Annotated in this window: 17 protein-coding genes and 1 tRNA gene; 4 read left to right on the top strand and 14 right to left on the bottom strand. The window is 73.0% G+C overall.

Features of this window, described 5'->3' with window-relative positions; all coding sequences use genetic code 11:
* Window positions 1–13 precede the first annotated feature (13 nt).
* The 9 genes from JOD49_RS15805 to JOD49_RS15765 all read right to left on the bottom strand — a co-directional run bounded on the left by JOD49_RS15805 (window position 14) and on the right by JOD49_RS15765 (window position 9235).
* A complete protein-coding gene (locus JOD49_RS15805; protein ID WP_205308013.1) occupies window positions 14–1897 on the bottom strand; it encodes a polysaccharide biosynthesis tyrosine autokinase in 1884 nt (627 codons plus the stop codon).
* Window positions 1894–3102 carry a glycosyltransferase gene (locus JOD49_RS15800; protein WP_205308012.1) on the bottom strand — a complete coding sequence of 403 codons (1209 nt, stop codon included), beginning with the start codon at window positions 3100–3102 and terminating at the stop codon, window positions 1894–1896. Before JOD49_RS15800 ends, JOD49_RS15805 begins: the two co-directional genes overlap by 4 nt.
* 161 nt (window positions 3103–3263) lie before the next feature.
* Window positions 3264–3863, bottom strand: a complete 600-nt coding sequence (gene pth, locus JOD49_RS15795) for an aminoacyl-tRNA hydrolase (RefSeq protein ID WP_205308011.1) — start codon at window positions 3861–3863, stop codon at window positions 3264–3266.
* Window positions 3864–4007: 144 nt separating this feature from the next.
* Window positions 4008–4607 carry a 50S ribosomal protein L25/general stress protein Ctc gene (locus tag JOD49_RS15790; RefSeq protein ID WP_205308010.1) on the bottom strand — a complete coding sequence of 200 codons (600 nt, stop codon included), beginning with the start codon at window positions 4605–4607 and terminating at the stop codon, window positions 4008–4010.
* A 296-nt stretch (window positions 4608–4903) separates the two neighbouring features.
* On the bottom strand, window positions 4904–5599 hold the full coding sequence (locus tag JOD49_RS15785; protein WP_205308009.1) for a GOLPH3/VPS74 family protein: 696 nt from the start codon (window positions 5597–5599) through the stop codon (window positions 4904–4906).
* Window positions 5600–5661: 62 nt separating this feature from the next.
* Window positions 5662–6318, bottom strand: coding sequence for an SIMPL domain-containing protein (locus JOD49_RS15780; RefSeq protein ID WP_205308008.1), 657 nt, complete (start codon window positions 6316–6318; stop codon window positions 5662–5664).
* A gap of 152 nt (window positions 6319–6470) precedes the next feature.
* Window positions 6471–7454: a ribose-phosphate diphosphokinase gene (locus tag JOD49_RS15775; protein ID WP_138823089.1), complete on the bottom strand. Its 984-nt coding sequence runs from the start codon at window positions 7452–7454 to the stop codon at window positions 6471–6473.
* Window positions 7451–9121 carry a bifunctional UDP-N-acetylglucosamine diphosphorylase/glucosamine-1-phosphate N-acetyltransferase GlmU gene (glmU, locus tag JOD49_RS15770; protein ID WP_205309036.1) on the bottom strand — a complete coding sequence of 557 codons (1671 nt, stop codon included), beginning with the start codon at window positions 9119–9121 and terminating at the stop codon, window positions 7451–7453. The genes JOD49_RS15775 and glmU overlap by 4 nt, the downstream gene beginning before the upstream one ends.
* 42 nt (window positions 9122–9163) lie before the next feature.
* Window positions 9164–9235 (bottom strand) — tRNA-Gln (locus tag JOD49_RS15765).
* A gap of 290 nt (window positions 9236–9525) precedes the next feature.
* Here JOD49_RS15765 and JOD49_RS15760 point away from each other — a divergent pair.
* From JOD49_RS15760 to JOD49_RS15745, 4 genes are all read left to right on the top strand, one after another.
* Window positions 9526–10137, top strand: a complete 612-nt coding sequence (locus tag JOD49_RS15760) for a TetR/AcrR family transcriptional regulator (protein WP_205308007.1) — start codon at window positions 9526–9528, stop codon at window positions 10135–10137.
* Window positions 10138–10236: 99 nt separating this feature from the next.
* On the top strand, window positions 10237–11211 hold the full coding sequence (locus tag JOD49_RS15755; protein WP_205308006.1) for an ABC transporter ATP-binding protein: 975 nt from the start codon (window positions 10237–10239) through the stop codon (window positions 11209–11211).
* Window positions 11208–12437 (top strand): ABC transporter permease, encoded by a 1230-nt coding sequence (locus JOD49_RS15750; RefSeq protein WP_205308005.1) that lies wholly within the window; start codon window positions 11208–11210, stop codon window positions 12435–12437. The genes JOD49_RS15755 and JOD49_RS15750 overlap by 4 nt, the downstream gene beginning before the upstream one ends.
* Window positions 12438–12517: 80 nt before the next feature.
* Complete coding sequence (locus tag JOD49_RS15745) at window positions 12518–13018, top strand: MarR family winged helix-turn-helix transcriptional regulator (protein ID WP_205308004.1); 501 nt, start codon at window positions 12518–12520, stop codon at window positions 13016–13018.
* 51 nt (window positions 13019–13069) lie between these two features.
* On the opposite strand, the gene JOD49_RS15740 is transcribed toward JOD49_RS15745, so the two are convergent.
* From JOD49_RS15740 to JOD49_RS20305, 5 genes are all read right to left on the bottom strand, one after another.
* Window positions 13070–14956, bottom strand: coding sequence for an ABC-F family ATP-binding cassette domain-containing protein (locus JOD49_RS15740; protein ID WP_205308003.1), 1887 nt, complete (start codon window positions 14954–14956; stop codon window positions 13070–13072).
* Between the two features lie 116 nt (window positions 14957–15072).
* Complete coding sequence (locus tag JOD49_RS15735; protein ID WP_205308002.1) at window positions 15073–16011, bottom strand: 4-(cytidine 5'-diphospho)-2-C-methyl-D-erythritol kinase; 939 nt, start codon at window positions 16009–16011, stop codon at window positions 15073–15075.
* Window positions 16008–16928, bottom strand: a complete 921-nt coding sequence (rsmA, locus tag JOD49_RS15730) for a 16S rRNA (adenine(1518)-N(6)/adenine(1519)-N(6))-dimethyltransferase RsmA (protein WP_205308001.1) — start codon at window positions 16926–16928, stop codon at window positions 16008–16010. Before rsmA ends, JOD49_RS15735 begins: the two co-directional genes overlap by 4 nt.
* A 67-nt stretch (window positions 16929–16995) precedes the next feature.
* Window positions 16996–18132, bottom strand: a complete 1137-nt coding sequence (locus tag JOD49_RS15725) for a resuscitation-promoting factor (protein ID WP_239525234.1) — start codon at window positions 18130–18132, stop codon at window positions 16996–16998.
* Between the two features lie 607 nt (window positions 18133–18739).
* A complete protein-coding gene (locus JOD49_RS20305) occupies window positions 18740–19891 on the bottom strand; it encodes a resuscitation-promoting factor (protein WP_275588980.1) in 1152 nt (383 codons plus the stop codon).
* Window positions 19892–20170: the final 279 nt, after the last annotated feature.

The following is a 20170-nucleotide window of genomic DNA, read 5'->3' as shown; positions in this document are numbered from 1 at the left end:
GCGCGCCGCGTCGTCACCAACGGAACGGCAGCTTGCGCCCTGCGCTGCTACCCCCCTGCTCCGGCTCGTCGCTCTTGCGCGCCGTGGCCGCACGGGGACGCGCCTCGCCCTGCCCTCCGGGCACGGTCGAGATCTTGCCCCACTCGGGCGACAGCAGCGGTCCCTGTCGGCCCCCGGCGTCCCGACGGGACGGCGTGGTCGCCGAGGGCGCGGCCGTCGTCGCCGCGGACCGGGCCTCCGCCGCCGCGGACGGGGCGTCGGTGACGACGGCGGCGGCCCGCTCGCGGGCCGCGCGCCGGGGCTCGTCGACCTGCTCGACGCCGGTCGTCCCCGAGCCGCCCGTGTCCGGACGTTCGGCCGCGAGCGCGGGCGCCTGCGCGACGGCCTCGCCCCCCGCCGACCTGCTGAGCTGTCCGTCCTCCTGCCGGTCCGGGTCGCCGTACGTCGAGGCGTAGAGCATGCGCCGGTCGCTCTTGACGCCCGCGAGCGCGATGCCCACGAGAGGCACGTTGTTGATGCGCAGCCGTTCGGAGGCCTCCGCGAGGACGGCCCGGTCGGTCTTGCCCGCGGACGCGATGAGCACGACACCCGTGGCGTAGCGTCCGAGGATGGTCGCGTCGGCGGCTGCCAGGACGGGCGGGGCATCGATCACGACCACCTCGGCGTCGTCGCTCAGGTCCGCGATGAGCTTGCCCGCACGGGTCGTCGCGAGGAAGTCCGCCGGGTCCATCTCCTCCTCGGGGACGGGGAAGACGCCCAGGTTGGGGATGCTCGTGGGGCGCAGCGTGTGCGGGTCCCCCGACCAGCCCTCGGGCGGGGGCAGGACCCGGTCGAGCTGCGGGCGGCGCAGGTCGCCGGAGACGGCGATCGTGCGGCGACCGCTCAGCGCGAACGACGCCGCGAGGTTGGCGGCGATGAACGTGCGGGGCGCGTGCGGGTCTGCTGCCGTGACCACCACGACGACCTTGTCGGCCTCCGCGAGCGAGACCTGGACGGCCGTCCTGAGCTCACGGATCGACTCGGTGAAGGGGGTCGCGAGCTTGCGGGAGACGGGGAGCGTGTGCGAGTGGCTGTAGTCGCGGTCCGACGTGCGCACGCCGTAGAGCTCGGCCAGGACGGGGGTCTGCGCGAGGCGGGCCGCGTCGGCCGCGCCACGCACCCGGACGTCCAGGCCGCGGCGGGCGAAGGCCAGCCCGATGCCCGCGACGAGCCCGGCCAGGGCCGCGAGCGCGAGGACCGTGCTGCGCCCGGGGCCCAGCGCCTCGGCGCCGGTCGCGGGCGTCTCGACCTCACCGGGCACGGTGATCGCCCGGAGCGTGTTCGCCTGGACCGTCAGGGTCGTGTAGTCCGTGACGATGGTCTCCTTCTCGGCGAGCGCGAGCGGGTCGTCCGAGGCGACCGAGAGGCGGGCCGTGACCCCGGCGAGCTGTTCGGCGAGCGCCTGCCTCCTCGCGTCGAGCGACGCGATCTGCGCGTCGCGCAGGACCGTGAGCTGGGCGACGTACGCGTCGGCGAACGCGTTGGCCACGTCCTGGGACTCCTGCGGGTCGAGGGTCTTGGCGCTGATGGCGATGACCTTCTGGCTCTCGCCGGGGTACTCCGCCGAGACCTGGGCGGCGAGTGTCGCGGGGTTGCCCGTGTAGCCGAGCGTGGTCGCCGCGGCCTGGACGACCGGGTCGGACGTGACGTCGGCCAGGTCGGTGTCGACCGTGACCTCGACGACCTGCTCACCGCCCTGCGCCGACTGCACCCCGACGAGCCGCACCGTCGCGGTCGCCTTGTACACGGTCTCCTGCTGGTTGAGGTAGACGAACGCCGCGGTCACCACCACGAGCACCGCTGCCAGCACGTAGTACTTGCCGGCCCATACCGTTCGGACGAACTCCCGTACTGTCATGAGTCCCTCTCCCCTGAGGTGCCGGCACCTGCGTGCACGAGGCCACGTTGCTCTTCGACGACCTCGCGGAGCCGGGCGACGAAGCGCGGGAGCGCGAAGGTCTCGACGTGCGAGGTCAGGACGTCATCCTCCCACGGGACGACCGACGCGTCCTGGACTGCCCGCGCCACGAGACCGGGCTCGGGGGCGTCGAAGAAGGCACCGGTCACGCCCTCGACCACGGTGTCGAGGTACCCGCCGTCCCGCAGGACCACCGAGGGTCGCCCGAAGGCGCCGGCCTCGAGCGGGGACAGCCCGTAGTCCTCGTACGAGGCGGCCACGAGCATCGAGCAGCTCCTGTAGAGCCAGCGCAGCTCGGGGTCGTCGACCCGGCCCAGCAGCGTCGTCCCGCCGCCCCCGGTGCCCGACGGCGTGCCGAACCTCCCGGAGACGGGTCGTCCGCGCGCGGCGAGGCCCTCGAGACGTGCCCGGTCCGGCCCGTCTCCCACGATCACCAGGTGCCGTCCCGCGAGGCGGGCCGCCTCGATCAGGACGTCGACGTTCTTGTACGGCAGGAGCCGTGCGACGCACAGCAGGAACCCCGGTGCGATCCCGGGGACCGGACGCTCCGGGCCCGCGGGCAGCATCGCGGGGGGCGGGGGCAGGATCTCGGCCTCGATGCCGTAGACCTCGCGGATCGCTCGCTGGGTCACGGTCGAGTTGGCGAGGTACACGTCGGCGCGCCCGGCGGCGCGTCGGTCCCAGCCGCGCAGGGCCGGGCTCAGCGCGGTGAGCGCGGCGGACGCGACGCCGCTGCGGAGCCGGTCGCCGGTGCTCGCTCCGTCCGCACCCCCCAGGTAGCGCTCGCGCTGGTAGAGCCACCGGGCGGGCGCGTGGCAGTAGACGACCGTCCGGCCGGCGCCACGGTATCCGTGGGCCCAGCCCGTGGAGCTCGCGAGCAGGACGTCGGCGTCGACCCGCTGCGACGAGACCGCGGGTGCGAGCAGGGGCAGCGCGAGCCGGTGGTGGCGGCGCAGCGCGCCGACCCGGTCGAGCGCGGACGTCCGCAGCTCGAGCCGGGAGAACTCGGGGAACGTACCCGCCGGGTCGTAGAGGGTCGTGTACATCGGCGAGCCGGGGAACGCCTCGGCCAGCCACAGGGCCACCCGTTCGGCGCCTCCGCGCTGTGTCGCGTAGTCGTGCGCGAGCGCCACACCCTCGGTCATCGTGCCTCCGTCGTGGGGCAGGAGACGGCCGCCCGCCCAGGTTGGATATCGATCCAGCGTAGGGCGCGCGAACAGGGCACGACGGACGAAGGGGACACATCACCCGGGTGAAGTCCGGCCGCGTCGACGCCTGCCGCCGGGCCGTCCGGGACCGCCCGACGTCAGGCCCTGGTGTGGAACTTCCCCTGGGCCGCGAGGAGCCCCTCGGTGAGGACCATCTCGACGGCGTCCGCGGCGTCGTCGAGCAGGAACGGCAGCTCCTTGGCCTCCGCGCCCGAGAAGTTCTTGAGCACGTAGTCCGCGGTGTCCATGCGGCCCGGGGGGCGTCCGACGCCCGCGCGGACGCGCACGTAGTCACGGGTCCCGAGCGCCTTGGTGATGTCGCGCAGGCCGTTGTGACCGCCCTCGCCGCCACCGGACTTGAGCTTGATGTCCCCGAACGGGATGTCCACCTCGTCGTGGACGACGATCACGTGGTCGGGGTCGATCCCGAAGTACTGGGCGAGGCCCGCGACCGGACCGCCCGACGTGTTCATGTACGTCGACGGCTTGGCCAGGAGGACCCGGGGGCCCGGGGCCCCGCCCGGGAGCACGCCGAGGCGCGCCTCGGCCACCGCGGCTCGCGCCTTGTGCGCGCTGAAGGTCGCGCCGGCGCGACCGGCCAGGACGTCGAGCACCATGTGGCCGACGTTGTGACGGTTGCCCGCGTAGGTGGGTCCGGGATTCCCGAGCCCGACGACGAGCCACGGCTGGTCGGTCATGTCACCTGGTCCTTGATCGACTTCTGGGGGGAAACGGTCGAGGCGCCCGGCGCCGTACGGCACCGGACGCCTCGAACGTACGTGTCCTGCGTTCCTGCGGACCGGACCCGGCGGAGCGGGGACCGACCCTCAGGAGGGTGAGGCTCAGCCCTCGGCGGGAGCCTCTGCGCCCTCGGCGGCCTCGGCCTCGGCCTCGGCAGCGACCTCGCTGCGCGGCTCGGTGATCGCGACGACCGTGAGCTCGGGGTCACCGTTGAAGACGGAGCCCTTGGGCAGCGTGATCTCGCCCGCGCGGACCAGGTGACCGGCCTCGAGACCGTCGATCGAGACCTCGACGGACTCCGGCAGGTGCGTGGCCTCTGCCTCGAGGAGCAGCGTCTGGGACTCGACGACGTGGATCGTGCCGGGGGCGGACTCGCCGACGACGTGCACGTTGACCTCGACCTCGACCTTCTCGCCCTTCTTCACGATGAGGAGGTCGATGTGCTCGATGACGTCCTTGACCGGGTCGCGCTGGATGTCCTTGGCCAGGGCCAGGACGGCCTTGCCGTCGAGCTCGATCGAGAACAGGGCGTTGGCCTGCTTGAGCGAGAGCGTCGTCACGTGCGCGGGGAGCGCGATGTGGACGGGGTCCGTGCCGTGCCCGTACAGGACGGCGGGGATCTGGTTGTTACGGCGGGTACGGCGGGCGGCACCCTTGCCGAACTCGGTGCGGGCCTCTGCGACAAGCTTGATCTCGGACACGTGAACTCCTGAAGAACGGTTGCGGGCCGACCACCAGTGGGAAGCGATCGGCTGTCCGGCCGGCTGGTTGGCACCGGAGGACGGGGCGGCTGCGTCGGCGCGGGACACATGACGGGCGCACGAGGACGACCGCCCAGTCGATTACGGGGACCCATCAGGATCCTGCTGACCTTCCGGTGACTCACCGGCCGTCAGACGTCCCTCGCCGAGGCAACCGAACTACTGTACCCGGGCGCGCCACGTCAAGGGAAACCCGCGAGTGTCGCGCCCTGTCCCCACCCGCCGAGCGCGGAGGGTCAGGACTGGGCGCCGGCGATGATCACCGTCGTCGTCAGGGCCGCGGTCGTGGCCGCCGTGATCTCCTCGACGTAGCGTCGGGTCGCTCCCGCGGCCCAGCTCCCCTCGGCGATCCCCTTGGCGCGGTGGTCGATCTCGCGCCGCTCGGTCGTCGTGAGCTCCTCACCGGCGGACATGACGCGGCCCGCCTGCTTCGTGGCGGCGAGGATCGCGACGAGCGCACCCGTCCGCTCGTCGGGCGCGCCGCCGTCGCGCAGCACACGCGTGAGCGTGCGCCGCACCTCGCCCTCGTGGCGCGAGTCCGCGGCGGGCCAGCGCGTCGTCGGGAAGATGCCCAGGATGCGGCCCTCCTCGCGGCGCAGCAGACCGCGCGCGACGAGACCGTCGAGCGCGGAGTCCGCGGGCTTGGACCGCGAGAGCACCTCGACCAGGCTCTTGGGCTTCGAGCCCTCCTTCGCCTTGATCGTCGACAGCGCGTCGTCGAGGAGCGCGTTCCCGGTCGGCGACTGGTCGCGCACCACGACGCGTCCCGACCGCCACCCCGAGGCGTCCCCCGCCAGGTCGACGCGTCCCGTCAGCGCGAGCTCGACGAGCAGCGCACCGGCCGCGACCTGCTGGAGGTACGAGGCGTCACCGACGGGCTTGCCCGTGACGTCGTCCAGCACGAGCAGCAGGTAGTCCTCGATGATGAGCATGCATCCAACCTAGTGGCGCGAAGGTGCCGGGCCCCCTGAGAAATGTCACGATCCTGTGGGGATCAGTCCGCCCACGCCCAGCGCACGGTCACGCTCGCGTCGACCTGCTCGCTCCCCGGGTCGATCGCCATCGCGTCGAACGACCCGGCCTTGGCCGACATCATGCGGGGCATCGGCGCGAACCCGCCGCCCTGCTCGCTGACCTCGACGACGGGCCCCAGAGCGCGCCCCGCGAGCGCCGCGTACTGCTCGGCCCGGGCTCGGGCGTCCGCGAACGCCCCGTCGCGAGCCGCGACCGCGAGCGGCCCGGGCTCGCTCACCGCGAAGCGCATCGAGTCGAGCCGGGCGACGGGTCCCGCCGCCCCGAGCGCGGCCCGCACGAGCTCGCCCGACGCCAGGACGTCGCGCACGGTGACCCTCAGCGTCAGGCGAGCGGTGACCGAGAGGGTCGTGGCGCCGTCGGGCTGCTGGGACTGCTGCGTCCAGGTGGACGTCTGCGCGGTGCGCAGGTCCTCGGGCGCGACCCCGCCGGCCAGCAACGACTCGCGCGCCGCACGCACCCCCGCGTTCGCGGCGTCGAGGGCCACCTGGACGTCGGCGCCGGACGCCTCGGCGCCCAGCTCGACGACCACGACGTCGGGCACCGCGGACGCGGCCCCCCGTCCGGTCGTGGTCACGCCGGTGGGAGAGGTCTCGGTCAGCAGGTTCGTCACCGTCACACGGCACATGCTGCCAGCCCGACGGCGCCGCCGCCCAGGGGCCACGCGTCCGGGGCTCCGCGCCTCGCCCGCGCGAGACCCCGGGAACGACGACGGCCCGCCCCGGCCGACCAGGTCGGTGGGGCGGGCCGTCGTGCGGCGCGGGCGAAGGCTCAGCTGTTGCCGTCGAAGAGCGACGTGACCGAGCCGTCGTCGAAGACCTCGCGGATCGCGCGCGCCAGGAGCGGCGCGATCGACAGGACCGTGAGCTGCGGGAAGTGCTTCTCCGCCGAGATCGGCAGGGTGTCGGTCACGACGACCTCGCTCGCGCCGCACTCGGACAGGCGCTGGGCCGCCGGGTCGGAGAGCACCCCGTGGGTCGCGGCGACGATGACCGACTTGGCGCCCGCCGCGAGGCAGACCTTGACGGCCTCGGCGATGGTGCCGCCCGTGTCGATCAGGTCGTCGACCAGGACGCAGTCGCGCCCCTCGACGTCACCCACGACGCGGTTCGCGACGGCCTGGTTGGGGCGCGTGATGTCACGCGTCTTGTGGACGAACGCGAGCGGCCCGCCGCCGAGCTTCGCGGCCCACTGCTCGGCCACGCGGATACGGCCCGCGTCGGGCGAGACGACCGTGACGTTCGACGTGTCGACGCGCGAGCGGACGTAGTCCGTGAGGATCGGCATGGCCCACAGGTGGTCCACGGGGCCGTCGAAGAAGCCCTGGGTCTGCGCGGCGTGCAGGTCGACGCTCATGAGACGGTCGGCGCCCGCGGTGCGGAACAGGTCCGCGATGAGGCGGGCCGAGATCGGCTCGCGACCACGGTGCTTCTTGTCCTGCCGCCCGTAGCCGTAGAAGGGCTGGACGACCGTGATGGTCTTGGCCGAGGCGCGCTTGGCCGCGTCGACCATGAGCAGCTGCTCCATGATCCACTGGTTGATCGGCGCCGTGTGGCTCTGCAGGAGGAAGATGTCCGCGCCGCGGACGCTCTCCCCGAAACGGACGTAGATCTCGCCGTTGGCGAAGTCGTACGCGGTCGTGGGGAGCAGGTCGATGCCCAGCTCCCGCGCGACGTCCTTGGCGAGCTCGGGGTGCGCCCGGCCGGACGCGAGGACGAGGGACTTGTCCCCGTTGCCGGCGATCGTGCTGCTCATCGTGGGGAAGACCCTTCGTTCGTGCTGCTGGTCGTGGTGCTGGGTCCGTCGGGGACCGTGGGGACACCCGGGCTCGCAGGCACCGGGGTCGGTCGGGGGGCCGGGGTCGCCGTGGAGGCCTCGGCGAGCTGCGCCTGGGCCTGGGCTCCCAGCGGAGAAGGCGTCTCGTCGTCGTTCTCGTGCGCGCGTGCTGCGGCCTCCGCGGCGGCGGTGCCGGGTCGACGGCGGGCCACCCAGCCGTCGACGTTGCGCTGCGGGGCACCGCTCACGCCGAGCGCGCCCGCGGGCACGTCGCGACGGATCACGGAACCTGCCGCGGTGTACGCGCCGTCGCCCACCGTGACGGGGGCGACGAACATGTTGTCCGCACCGGTCCGGGCGTGCGACCCGATCACGGTGCGGTGCTTGGAGACGCCGTCGTAGTTGACCGTGACGCTCGCGGCGCCGATGTTGGTGTGCTCGCCGATCGTCGCGTCGCCCACGTAGGACAGGTGCGGGACCTTGGAGCCGGTCCCGATCGTCGCGTTCTTCGTCTCGACGAACGTGCCGATCTTGCCGTTCTCCCCCAGGACCGTGCCCGGGCGCAGGTAGGCGAAGGGCCCGACGCTCGCACCGTCGCCGACGACCGACAGGCTGCCGTGCGTGCGGGTCACGGTCGCGCCCGCGCCGACCTCCATGTCGGTCAGCGTCGTGTCGGGGCCGATGGTCGAGCCCGGGCCGATCGTGGTCGCGCCGTGGAGCTGGGTCCCGGGGAGCAGCGTCACGTCGTGACCGAGGTCCACGTCGACGTCGACCCAGGTGGTCGCGGGGTCGATCACGGTCACGCCCTCGAGCATCCAGCGCGTGAGGATGCGGCGGTTGAGCTCGGCGCGCAGCGTCGCGAGCTGGGCGCGGTCGTTGGCCCCCTCGACGAGCAGGGGGTCGCCGACCGTGAGGGCACCCACGCGGCCGCCGCCCTCGCGGGCGATCTGGAGGACGTCGGTCAGGTAGACCTCGCCCTGCGAGTTCTCCTGGGTGACCTGCCGGAGCGCACCGCGCAGGACCGCGGCGTCGAAGACGTAGACCGAGGAGTTGATCTCGCGGATCGCACGCTGCTCGTCCGTGGCGTCCTTGTGCTCGACGATGCTCAGGACTGCGCCGGCGTCGTCGCGGACGATCCGTCCGTAGCCCGTCGCGTCGTCGACCTCGGTCGTCAGCACGGTCACGGCGTTGCCGTCCGCGCGGTGCGTGTCGAGCAGCCGGGTGAGCGTCGCGGCGTCCAGGAGCGGGATGTCGCCCGCGAGGACCACGATCGACCCCTCGAGCCCCTCGACCGGGCCGCGACCCTCGTGCCCGAGAGGAACGCCGTGCGCGGCCGCCTCGGCCTGCGCCCGCACGTCGAGCGCCTCGACCGCGCACTGCACGGCCCGCCCGGTGCCGGGCACCTCGTCCTGGTCGACCACGAGGGCCGACGGCACGACCTCGAGGGCCGCGGCCGCGACGAGGTCCCGCTCGTGCCGGACCACGACCGCGATCCGCTGCGGCGCCAGACCACGGGCCGCGACCATCGCGTGACCGAGCAGGCTGCGCCCGGCGAGAGGGTGGAGGACCTTGGGGGTCGCGGACTTCATGCGCGTCCCTGCGCCTGCGGCGAGGACGATGACTGCGGCTGGCGGTGAGTCGGGCACAGCGTCGGTCACTGGGGCTTCCCATCTGGTTGGTGGCACGAGCTCCGCCCCCAGGACTCGAACCTGGACTAAAGGCACCAAAAACCCTTGTGCTGCCGATTACACCAAGGCGGAACGGACTGGACACGGCACGCGAGCCGGGGGTGAACCCGTGATCGCGCGCGCCATCGCTCGTCCGGAGAACAGTCTGCCAGGTCTCGCGCCGTGCTCGGGGCGCGAACGGGGTCCGAACGTGGAGAAAGCGTGTGAGGAGAGAGTCACACGGCGTACCCGTCGGGGTCGCGTGCGGCTCGTGCGCCGGGCAGCCCGGGGGCCGTGCGCCGTCTCATCCCGACCCCCGCGACGACGGGGCACGGCATGATGGTGCCGTGCCCGCAGACTCCAGACGTCCCCCCAGATCCCGTATGACCGCGAGCCAGCGCCGTGAACAGCTCCTCGCGGTGAGCCGCGTCCTGTTCGCCGAGAAGGGCTTCGAGGGGACGAGCGTCGAGGAGATCGCGGCGCGCGCCGAGGTGTCCAAGCCCGTGGTGTACGAGCACTTCGGGGGCAAGGAGGGCATCTACGCCGTCATCGTCGACCGCGAGATCCAGGGCCTGACGAGCGCCCTCACGGGCGCGCTCTCCTCGGGCGGTCACCCCAAGGTGCTGCTCGAGCGCACGGCCCTCGCCCTGCTGACCTACATCGAGACCTCGGAGGACGGCTTCCGGATCCTCGTGCGCGACTCCCCCGTGGCCCAGGCGACGGGGACGTTCTCGAGCCTCATCGGGGACGTCGCGACCCAGGTCGAGCACCTGCTCGCGGACCAGTTCAAGCGGCGCGGCCTGGACCCACGGGTCTCGCCCATCTACGCGCAGATGCTCGTCGGCATGGTCGCGCTCACGGGGCAGTACTGGCTCGACGTCCGCAGCCCCAAGAAGGCCGACGTCGCGGCGCACCTGGTCAACCTCGCGTGGAACGGCCTGTCCGGCATGGAGAAGAAGCCGTCGCTCACGACCAAGGACCGCACGGACGGCTGAGAGGACCGGCGCCCCGGGGCTGGTGCGGAGCTGCACCGCCTCGCGAACCCATGACATCCCGCCCGTGACGGCGGGCGCCGCACATGGTTTCGTTGAGCCATGGCGACTCTCGAGATCGACAGGCTGAACAAGACGTACGGCACGGTGCGTGCGCTGCGCGACATGTCGTTCACGGTCGGCGCGGGCGAGATCTTCGGCTTCGTCGGCTCGAACGGGGCGGGCAAGACCACGACCATGCGCATCGCGCTCGGGGTCCTCGCGCCCGACTCGGGCGAGGTCCGGTGGGACGGCCGACCGCTCGACCTGGCCATGCGCCGTCGGATCGGCTACATGCCCGAGGAGCGCGGCCTGTACCCCCGGATGAAGGTCGGCGACCAGCTCGTCTACCTGGCCCGGCTGCACGGGCTGAGCCCGGCCGCGGCGCGCACCGCGATGGAGCACTGGACACAGGTGCTCGGGATCGACGCACGCCGCGGCGACGAGGTCCAGAAGCTCTCGCTCGGCAACCAGCAGCGCGTGCAGCTCGCGGCCGCGCTCGTGCACGATCCCGAGATCCTGGTGCTCGACGAGCCCTTCTCGGGCCTGGACCCGGTCGCGGTCGACGTCATGAGCGGCGTCCTGCGGGACCGCGCGGCCGCGGGCGTGCCCGTCGTCTTCTCCTCGCACCAGCTCGACCTGGTCGAGCGCCTGTGCGACCGCGTCGGGATCGTCAAGGCGGGCGAGATGGTCGAGGTCGGCGGGATCGAGGAGCTGCGCGCGACGCAGCGCCCGCAGTGGGTCGTCGACGCCCCGGCCGCGCCGCCGGGCTGGGCGTCCGAGCTCCCGGGCATCCGCGTCCTGCGGTACGACGGCGCCCGGACCTTCCTCGAGGTCGACTCGTCCCAGGAGGGCGCCGAGCAGGCGGTCCTGCGCGCGGCCCTGGCCACGGGCCCGGTGCGCGAGTTCACGCCGCAGCGCCCGTCCTTGACCGAGCTCTTCCGGCACGTCGTGAGCAGCGACGAGGCCCGCGCCCCGAGCGGCACGACCGACGAGAGCCCCACGACCCCCTCGACCCGACAGGAGGCCTCGGCATGAGCGCCCTGCGACAGCCCACGACGACGGCCCACTCGCCCGTGAGCACGTGGGGCGCGGTGTCCCTCGTGGCGGGCCGCGAGATCTCGACCCGCATCCGGTCCAAGGCGTTCGTCTGGACCACGGTCGCGCTGCTCGTGGGCGTGGTGCTCGGCGGGTTCCTGCTGAGCCTCGTAGGCGACCAGGGCCCCGCCGTCCAGAAGGTCGGCGTCACGTCGGGGGCCGAGGCCCTGGGGCCCCAGCTCACGGCGGCGGGCGAGGCCGTGGGGGCCGAGATCCAGGTCAGCGAGGTCTCGGAGCCCGAGGGACGCACGCAGCTCGCCGACGGCGACCTCGACGCCCTGGTCACCGGTACCCCCGAGTCCTTCACGGTCGTCGTGCAGGAGGAGCTGGGCACGACCTTGACGCCCGTCTTCACGGGCCTCGCCCAGCAGGCGGCCCTGGCGGGGGCGATCAGCGACCTGGGCGGCGACCCGTCCGCCGTCGCGCAGGAGATCGCGTCCGCCGCACCCACGGTCGAGACGCTCGAGCCCACCGAGGCGCGCGACCCCGCCCAGATCGTCACGGGCATGGTGGGCGGCATCCTCATCTTCATCGCGCTCATGACGTGCGGGCAGCTCGTGGCCCAGGGCGTCGTGGAGGAGAAGACGAGCCGCGTGGTCGAGCTGCTGCTCGCGACGATCCGGCCCTGGCAGCTCATGGCGGGCAAGGTCCTGGGCATCGGCGCGATCGGTCTGATCCAGCTCGTGGTCGTGGTCGGGGGCGGGGTGGGCACGGCCTTCGCCCTGGGGCTGGTCGACGCGAGCAGCGTGAACCTCGGCGCGACCGCGGCGTGGGTGCTCGTGTGGTTCGTGATCGGCTTCGTCATGTACTCGCTGGCCCTGGCCGCGCTCGCGGCGCTCGTCTCGCGCCAGGAGGACGTGGGCTCGGTCATCACCCCGGTCCTGATGCTCATGATGATCCCGTACATCATCGGGATCTCGATCGGCCCGTGGGACCCCGAGAACCCGCTCGTGGTGTGGCTGTCGTACATCCCGTTCTGCTCGCCGCTGCTCATGCCGATCCGCATCGCGCTGGGCACGGTCGAGACGTGGGAGATCCTGGTCGCGGTCGGCCTGTCGCTCGCGCTCGTGCCGGTCCTGGTGTGGCTCGCGGGCAAGATCTACTCGAACGCCGTTCTGCGCACGGGCGGACGGGTCAGGCTCAAGGACGCCCTGCGCGCGAGCTGACCCCGGGGCGCACCGGCTTCCCGGGCGCGTTCCAGCCGTCAAGACTCTTGATGTCAAGGAATATCGAGTAGCCTCACGTCATGCAGCACCCGCACCCGGACGAGGTCGACCGCATCGTCGACGCCTGGCAGCGCGAGCGTCCGGACCTGGACGTCGAGCCGCTCACCGTGTTCTCACGTGTCAGCCGGCTCGCCCGGCACCTGGACCTCGCACGCCGCAGCGCGTTCGCGCGCGGGCACCTGGAGACGTGGGAGTTCGACGTCCTGTCGGCGCTGCGCCGCGCGGGCGAGCCGTACCGCCTGTCCCCCGGCGCCCTCATCACGCAGACGCTCGTCACGAGCGGCACCATGACGAACCGGATCGACCGCCTCGAGGCGCGCGGCCTGGTGCAGCGGCACCGCTCCCCCGACGACCGGCGGGGCGTGCTCGTCGAGCTCACGCCCGAGGGCCTGGAGCGGGTCGACGCGGCCATGAGCGACCTCCTGGCCGTCGAGCGCGAGGTCCTCGTGGCCCTCGACCCCGCGGACCGGCTCCAGCTCGCGAACCTGCTGCGCACGGTCATCGGCCAGTTCGAGGCCTGACCCCTCCGCGTGCGGGGCAGGGCTCCTCCGAGCCCTGCCCCGCACGGGCGGTCAGTCGAGCAGCTCGGCGGCTTCCATCCACTCGGCCTCGAGCGCGTCCTTCTCGTCCGCGAGCTCGCGGAGCTGCTTGTCGAGGTCGGTCACCGCGGCGTGGTCGGTCGCCTGGGCCGCCATCTTGTCGTGCAGCCGCGCCTCGAGCTCCGCGATCTTGGACAGACGCCGCTCGATGCGCCCGATCTCCTTCTTCGCGGCCCGCACGTCCGCGCTCGACGGAGCGGGTGTCGCGCCCGCGTCGCCCGCGCTCCCAGGGCTCCCCGCCCCCGACGACGCAGCACCGGCCCCCGCACCCGTCCCACCCGATCGCGTTCCCCCCGAGACGGCCGCGGCCATCGCGGCCTTGCGCAGCGCGAGGTACTCCTCGACACCGCCCGGCAGGTCGCGGATGGTCCCGTCCCCCAGCAGCGCGACCTCGCGGTCGCAGACCCGCTCGAGCAGGTAGCGGTCGTGCGAGACCACGACGAGCGTCCCGGGCCACCCGTCGAGCAGGTCCTCGATCGCCGCGAGCGTGTCGGTGTCGAGGTCGTTGGTGGGCTCGTCGAGCAGCAGCACGTTGGGCTCGCCGACCAGCAGGCGCAGGAGCTGGAGGCGACGACGCTCGCCCCCGGACAGGTCGCGCACGAGGGTCTGGGAACGTTCGCGCGTGAAGCCGAGGCGTTCGACGAGCTGGGCCGCGGTGAGCTCCTTGCCGTCGACCGCGACCGTGCGCTTCTCCGCCTCGATGACCTCCACGACGCGCAGGCCGCCGATCTGGTCGAGCTCCTCGACGTCCTGGGTCAGCTCGGCGACGTGGATCGTCTTGCCGCGCTTGACCGTGCCCTCGTTCGGGGCGAGCCGGCCGGCCAGCAGGCGCAGGAGCGTCGTCTTGCCCGCGCCGTTGACCCCGACCACGCCGTAGCGGTCGCCCGGACCGAGGCGCCAGGTGACGTCGTCGAACAGGACCTTCTCCGCCGAGTCCGGGTCCCCCTCGCGTGCGGGCATGCGCACCGTGACGCCCTCGAGGTCCAGCACGTCCTTGCCGAGGCGGCGCGTGGCCATGCGCGTGAGCTCGAGCGTGTCGCGCGGGTCCGGCTCGTCGGCGATGAGCGCGGCCGCGGCGTCGAGACGGAACTTGGGCTTCGACGTCCGCGCCGGCGCCCCACGACGCAGCCAGGCGAGCTCCTTGCGGAGCAGGTTGTTGCGCTTCTCCGCCGTGACGGCCGCGGTGCGCGCCCGCTCGGCGCGGGCCAGGACGTACGCGGCGTACCCGCCCTCGTACCCCTCGACCGCCCCTGAGCCGTCGCCCGTGACCTCCCACATGCGCGTGCAGACCGCGTCGAGGAACCAGCGGTCGTGCGTCACGACCACGAGCGCGCCGCGGACCCCGGGACGCGCGTAGCGCGCCTGGAGGTGCTCGGCGAGCCACGCGACCCCCTCGACGTCGAGGTGGTTGGTGGGCTCGTCGAGGAACAGCACGTCGTGCTCGGCGACCAGCAGCGCCGCGAGCGCGACCCGGCGGCGCTGGCCGCCCGACAGGGTCGACGCCGGGGCGTCGAGGTCCAGGTCGGCGAGGAGCCCCGCGTGGACGGCGCGGATGCCCGCGTCGCCCGCCCACGTGTGCTCGGCCGACTCGCCGTGGACCAGGTCGCGGATCGACGTGCCCTCGGGCGACTCGTCGCGCTGGTCGAGCATCCCGATCCGCAGCCCGCCCACCCGGGTCACGCGTCCGGCGTCGGGCGTCGCGGTCCCCGCGAGGAGACGCAGCAGCGTGGACTTGCCGGCACCGTTGGGACCGACGACGCCCACGCGGTCGCCGTCGTCGAGGCCCAGGCTCACGCCGTCGAGCAGGGTACGGGTGCCGACGACGAGGCGGATGCCGTCGGCGCCGAGGAGGTGTGCCATGAGTTCCTTCGTGAAGGGGGAGATGCCCTAGCGAGGATACGCGCCGACCCGCGAGGGCCAGGACCCGTCCTCGCCGGGCGGAGCTGCCCGAGGCGCTCGGGCGCCGACGCCGCAGGTCAGGACGACAGGACGCGCGCGCCCGACGCCGGGCCCGTCGCGCAGTGCACCGAGTCCGCGACGCCAGCCGCCGTCCACGAGGCCGCGATCGCGAGCGCGTGCTGCCTGCTGCGGGCGAGGGCCGCGATCGTCGGCCCCGAACCCGAGACGATCACGCCGAGCGCACCCGCCTCGCGCGCGACCTCCAGGGTCCGCCCGAGCTCGGGGGCCAGCGCGAGCGTCGCGGCCTGCAGGTCGTTGTGGAGCGCACGGCCCAGTCCTACCGGGTCCCCGGCGCGCAACGCCTGCATGAGCTCGGTGTCGTCCGAGAGCTCGACGTCCGGGGTCCCGCCCACGACCTCGTCGAACGTCCGGAAGACCTGGGCGGTGGACAGGCCCTCGTCGCGCACGGCGAACGCCCAGTGGAACTCACCGCGAGACATCGCGGGGGTCAGCAGGTGCCCCCGTCCCGTGCCCACGGCCGTGTGCCCGACGAGCCCGAACGGCACGTCCGAGCCCAGGCCGGCCGCGAGGTCGGACAGCTCGGCCCGCGAGAGCCCGGTCTCCCACAGCAGGTCGCACGCCACGAGCGCGGCGGCGGCGTCGGCGGACCCCCCGGCCATGCCCCCCGCGACGGGCACGCCCTTGTGCAGGTGCAGCCGGACGTCGGGATCGACTCCCGTGTACCGCGCCAACGACTCCGCGGCACGCCACGCGAGGTTGGTCTCGTCGACCGGGACGCGCTCCGCCTGAGCACCGGACACCGTCAACGAGATGCCCGCACCGGGGGCGGCGAGGGTCGCCTCGACCTCCTCGGCCAGCGAGACCGCCTGGAAGATCGTGACGAGGGGGTGGTAGCCGTCGTCCTGGCGGGCCCCGACCCGCAGCGACAGGTTGACCTTCCCGGGCGCCCGCACCCGCACGGCGACGGGAGGAGCAGCGGACAGGTGGGAGCTCACGCGTCCACTGTGCCAGGTCGGTCCGGGTGCTCGCCTGCGGAAGCCGCGGCCTCGGCCCGGACGAGCGGAAGCTGCTCGGCGATGCGTGCGAACTCCTCGACCGTGAGCCTCTCGCCGCGCGCGGTGGGGTCGACGCCCGCGCGCTCGAGCGCGTCGACCGCCGCGGCCGACGACCCCGCGATGCCCGCCAGGGCCGAGCGCAGCATCTTGCGGCGCTGGGCGAAGGCCGCGTCGACGACCGCGAAGACCTCTTCGCGCGTGGCCGTCGTCGTCGGGGGCTCGCGGCGGTCGAGCGCGACGAGCGCCGAGTCGACGTTGGGGACCGGCCAGAACACGCTGCGCCCGACCGTCCCGGCCCGAGAGGCCGAGGCGTACCAGGCGGCCTTGACCGACGGCACGCCGTAGGTCCGGCTTCCGGGCGGCGCCGCGAGGCGGTCCGCGACCTCTGCCTGGACCATGACCAGGACGCGCTGCAGCGAGTCGAACCGCTCGAGGAACGTCAGCAGGACGGGGACCGCGACGTTGTACGGCAGGTTGGCGACGAGCGCGGTGGGCGCCTCGCCCGGGAGCTCGGTGACGTCGAGCGCATCGGCGGCCACGACCGTGAGGCGCTCGGCCGCATCGGGCTGGTGGACGGCCACGGTCGCCGCGAGCTGCTGCGCGAGCGGCGGGTCGATCTCGACCGCGACCACGCTCGCACCGACCTCGAGCAGCCCCAGGGTCAGCGAACCGAGCCCGGGGCCGACCTCGACCACGCGGTCCCCCGCCCCGATCCCGGCCGTCCTGACGATCTTGCGGACGGTGCCGCCGTCGTGCACGAAGTTCTGCCCGAGGGTCTTGGTGGGCCGCACACCCAGACGCCCTGCCAGGTCGCGGATCTGTGCCGGACCGAGCAGGGCGCTGGGGGTGTCGTTCATGCAGGGAAGCCTACCGGGTGAGCAGGTGCGTCCCCTCTGCCGAGCGGGCTTCGCCGTGGGTGGGGGCTCAGTACCAGTTCTTCGCCTGGGAGTGGCTCCAGGCCGCGCACGGGGTGCCGTAGCTGCCCGCGATGTAGTTCAGGCCCCAGGTGATCTGGGTCGCGGGGTTGGTCCGATAGTCGGCACCCGCCGAGGCCATCTTCGACGCCGGCAGCGACTGCGGGATCCCGAAGGCGCCCGACGACGGGTTGGTCGCGGAGGAGTTCCAGTTGCTCTCCTTGGTCCAGAGCCTGTCGAGGCACTGGAACTGGTCGCCGCCCCAACCGCGGGCCGCGACGAGCTGGCGCCCGATCTCGCGTGCCGACCCGGCCGCCGCGGGGCCGCTCGGGCGTTCCTTGGTGCCCTGCACCACGATCTTGGCGACCGGCTCGGCCGTCACGCCGTCCGAGACGACCTCGCGGGACTCCTCGACGCCGTCGACCACGGTGATCCGCTCGACCACGGTGTGCACGCCCTCGGCGCCCTCCTGGGCGACCGTCGGCGCCTCGTCCTTGTAGACGTTGGCGTCCTCCTGGACCGTGGTCTCGAAGGGGATCGGCGTGGCGGTCGGGACGTCGCTCACGGCGACGCGCTGGACGACGAGGGAGACCGCGGGGTCCGCAGCCTCGTCGCGGGCGACCGAGACCCGGTCGTGCTCACCGAGCACGACACCCTGCTGGTCGAGGATCGCGTCGACCCCGATCGAGCCGTCCGGTGCGACGAGCGTCTGGCCGTCGACGACCACGTTGACGGGCCCGTCCGCGTCGAGCTTGACGCCGAGCGCGGGGCGTCCGTCGGCGGTGGAGCGGGAGGCGACCAGACGCACGTCGCCGCCACGGTCCGCGAGGGTGTCCAGAGCCTCGTCGGCGTCCAGAGCCGTGAGCCACACGTCACTCTGCTGACCATCGGTCTGCACCGTCACCTGACGCCCATAACGCACCACGACGTCCGCACCGTTCTTCAGCGCAGAGTCCCCCGCCGGGGCGATCAGGTCCTTGTCCGTGACCCGCACACCCTCCTCGGCGAGCAGACCCTCGACCGAACCGGCGAACGTGCTCACCGTCGTGATCTCACCATCGACATCGAGCTCGACGGTCTTCTTGGCCGAACCATAGGCAACCGCACCGGTCGCCACGAGCGCGACAGCAGTCGCACCAGCGATCAAGGGCCACCGACGACGACGCGTCGCAGCCGAACTGGCGGAGACATCAGCCTCGACACCATCAGAGGTGGAAGGAACAGGGGTGGAGTGACGCGCCGCGCGCTGGGCGCTCACGGTGGTTCTGAAGAGGTTCTTCACTCGGGGTCCAGTCGTCGAGCTGTCCGGGCACGGGGGGTCGATGGGCTCCTCGACGGGCTCTCCCCGGTCCGCGCAGGGCGCGAAGGCGACGGCGTCGCTCCGGGTTCTCGACCAGCCGATCCGGCGGTCTGGGCACCCCGGGGCTTCTTCCCGGTCGGCGCCACCCGCGGCGATCACACTCTGGTGAGCTCTGCACGCGAGACACTCGACCGTAACCGATTCGTTATGGGGAACCAAGTCGATCGGGTGGTGTGCGGGACACGTCACAGGACGAAGCGGGACCCCGGCCGCAGACCGCGCAGACCTCTCGGACCGCACGGACCGCACGGACCGTCGCCGGACCGGGCACGAGACTGCTCGACGCGAGCCCTCACCCCCACCGGACGCGGCGAGAGGGTGCGGCCCCGCAGCTCTCGCTGCGCACCGCACCCTCTCGACGTCGGGCTCAGGTCCCGTCAGGCCGTCCTGCTGCTCAGCGCAGGCCCAGCTTCTTCGAGCAGGCGGGCCACTGGCCCCATCCCGACCGCGCCTGGAGCATCTGGGCGCGCATCGTCTGCTCCTCGGCGGACGCCTGCGACGGGAGGCCGGAGCCGCCCATCGACTTCCACGTGCCGGCGGAGAACTGGTACAGGCCGTAGTAGCCGTTACCGGTGTTCGTCGCGGGGTTGCCACCCGACTCGCACTTCGCGAGCGCGGCCCAGACGTCGCCGCCCACCGTGCTCGGAGCCGCCGCCGGAGCGGGAGCGGCCGCAGCGGGCGCGCTCGCCTTCGGGGTGGCGGCCGGCTTGGGCGCGGGAGCAGCCTTCGGGCGCTCCTTGGTGCCCTGCACCACGATCTTGGCGACCGGCTCGGCCGTCACGCCGTCCGAGACCAGCACGCGGGACTCCTCGACGCCGTCGACCGTGGTGATGGTCTCGACCTTGGTCGAGACGCCCTCCGCACCCTCCTGCTTGACGACCGGGTCCAGGTCCGCGAAGCGGTTCGCGTCCTGCTCGGTGACCGTCTCGAAGGGGATCGGCGTGGCGGTCGGGACGTCGCTCACGGCGACGCGCTGGACGACGAGGGAGACCGCGGGGTCCGCAGCCTCGTCGCGGGCGACCGAGACGCGGTCGTGCTCACCGAGCACGACACCCTGCTGGTCGAGGATCGAGTTGACCCCGATGCTGCCGTCGGGGGCCGTCGTGGTCTGGCCGTCCGCGACGACCGTGACGGGTCCGTTCGCGTCGAGGCGCAACGGCAGCGCCGCGCGCCCGTCGGCGGTGGAGCGGGAGGCGACCAGACGCACGTCGGCGCCACGTCCCGCGAGGGTGTCCAGAGCCTCGTCGGCGTCCAGAGCGGTGAGCCACACGTCGCTCTGCTGACCATCGGTCTGCACCGTGACCTGACGGCCGTACCGCACCACGACGTCCGCACCGTTCTTCAGCGCAGAGTCCCCCGCCGGGGCGATCAGGTCCTTGTCCGTGACCCGCACACCCTCCTCGGCGAGCAGACCCTCGACCGAACCGGCGAACGTGCTCACCGTCGTGATCTCACCATCGACATCGAGCTCGACGGTCTTCTTGGCCGAACCATAGGCAACCGCACCGGTCGCCACGAGCGCGACAGCAGTCGCACCAGCGATCAAGGGCCACCGACGACGACGCGTCGCAGCCGAACTGGCGGAGACATCAGCCTCGACACCATCAGAGGTGGAAGAAGTGGGGGCAGGGGGGCTGGCCGCGTTCGCGGACCGGTTCAGGGGGTTGTTCACTCGAGTCCAGTCGTCGAGCCTCCCGGGCACGGAGTTCGGGCGACGCGGTGCGCCACCGGCGGTCCCGTCACTCCGAGGAGCGTCGGGGCAGGTCACCCGAGGGTGTCCCACCGCTGGTTCCGAAACGACCGATCCGGCTGTCGTTTCCGCCGA

Origin of the sequence: Oerskovia jenensis (genome assembly GCF_016907235.1) — a bacterium.
GTDB classification, from domain to species: domain Bacteria; phylum Actinomycetota; class Actinomycetes; order Actinomycetales; family Cellulomonadaceae; genus Oerskovia; species Oerskovia jenensis.
Note: the sequence above shows the minus strand (reverse complement) of the source record. Positions and strands in the feature narration are given on the sequence as shown.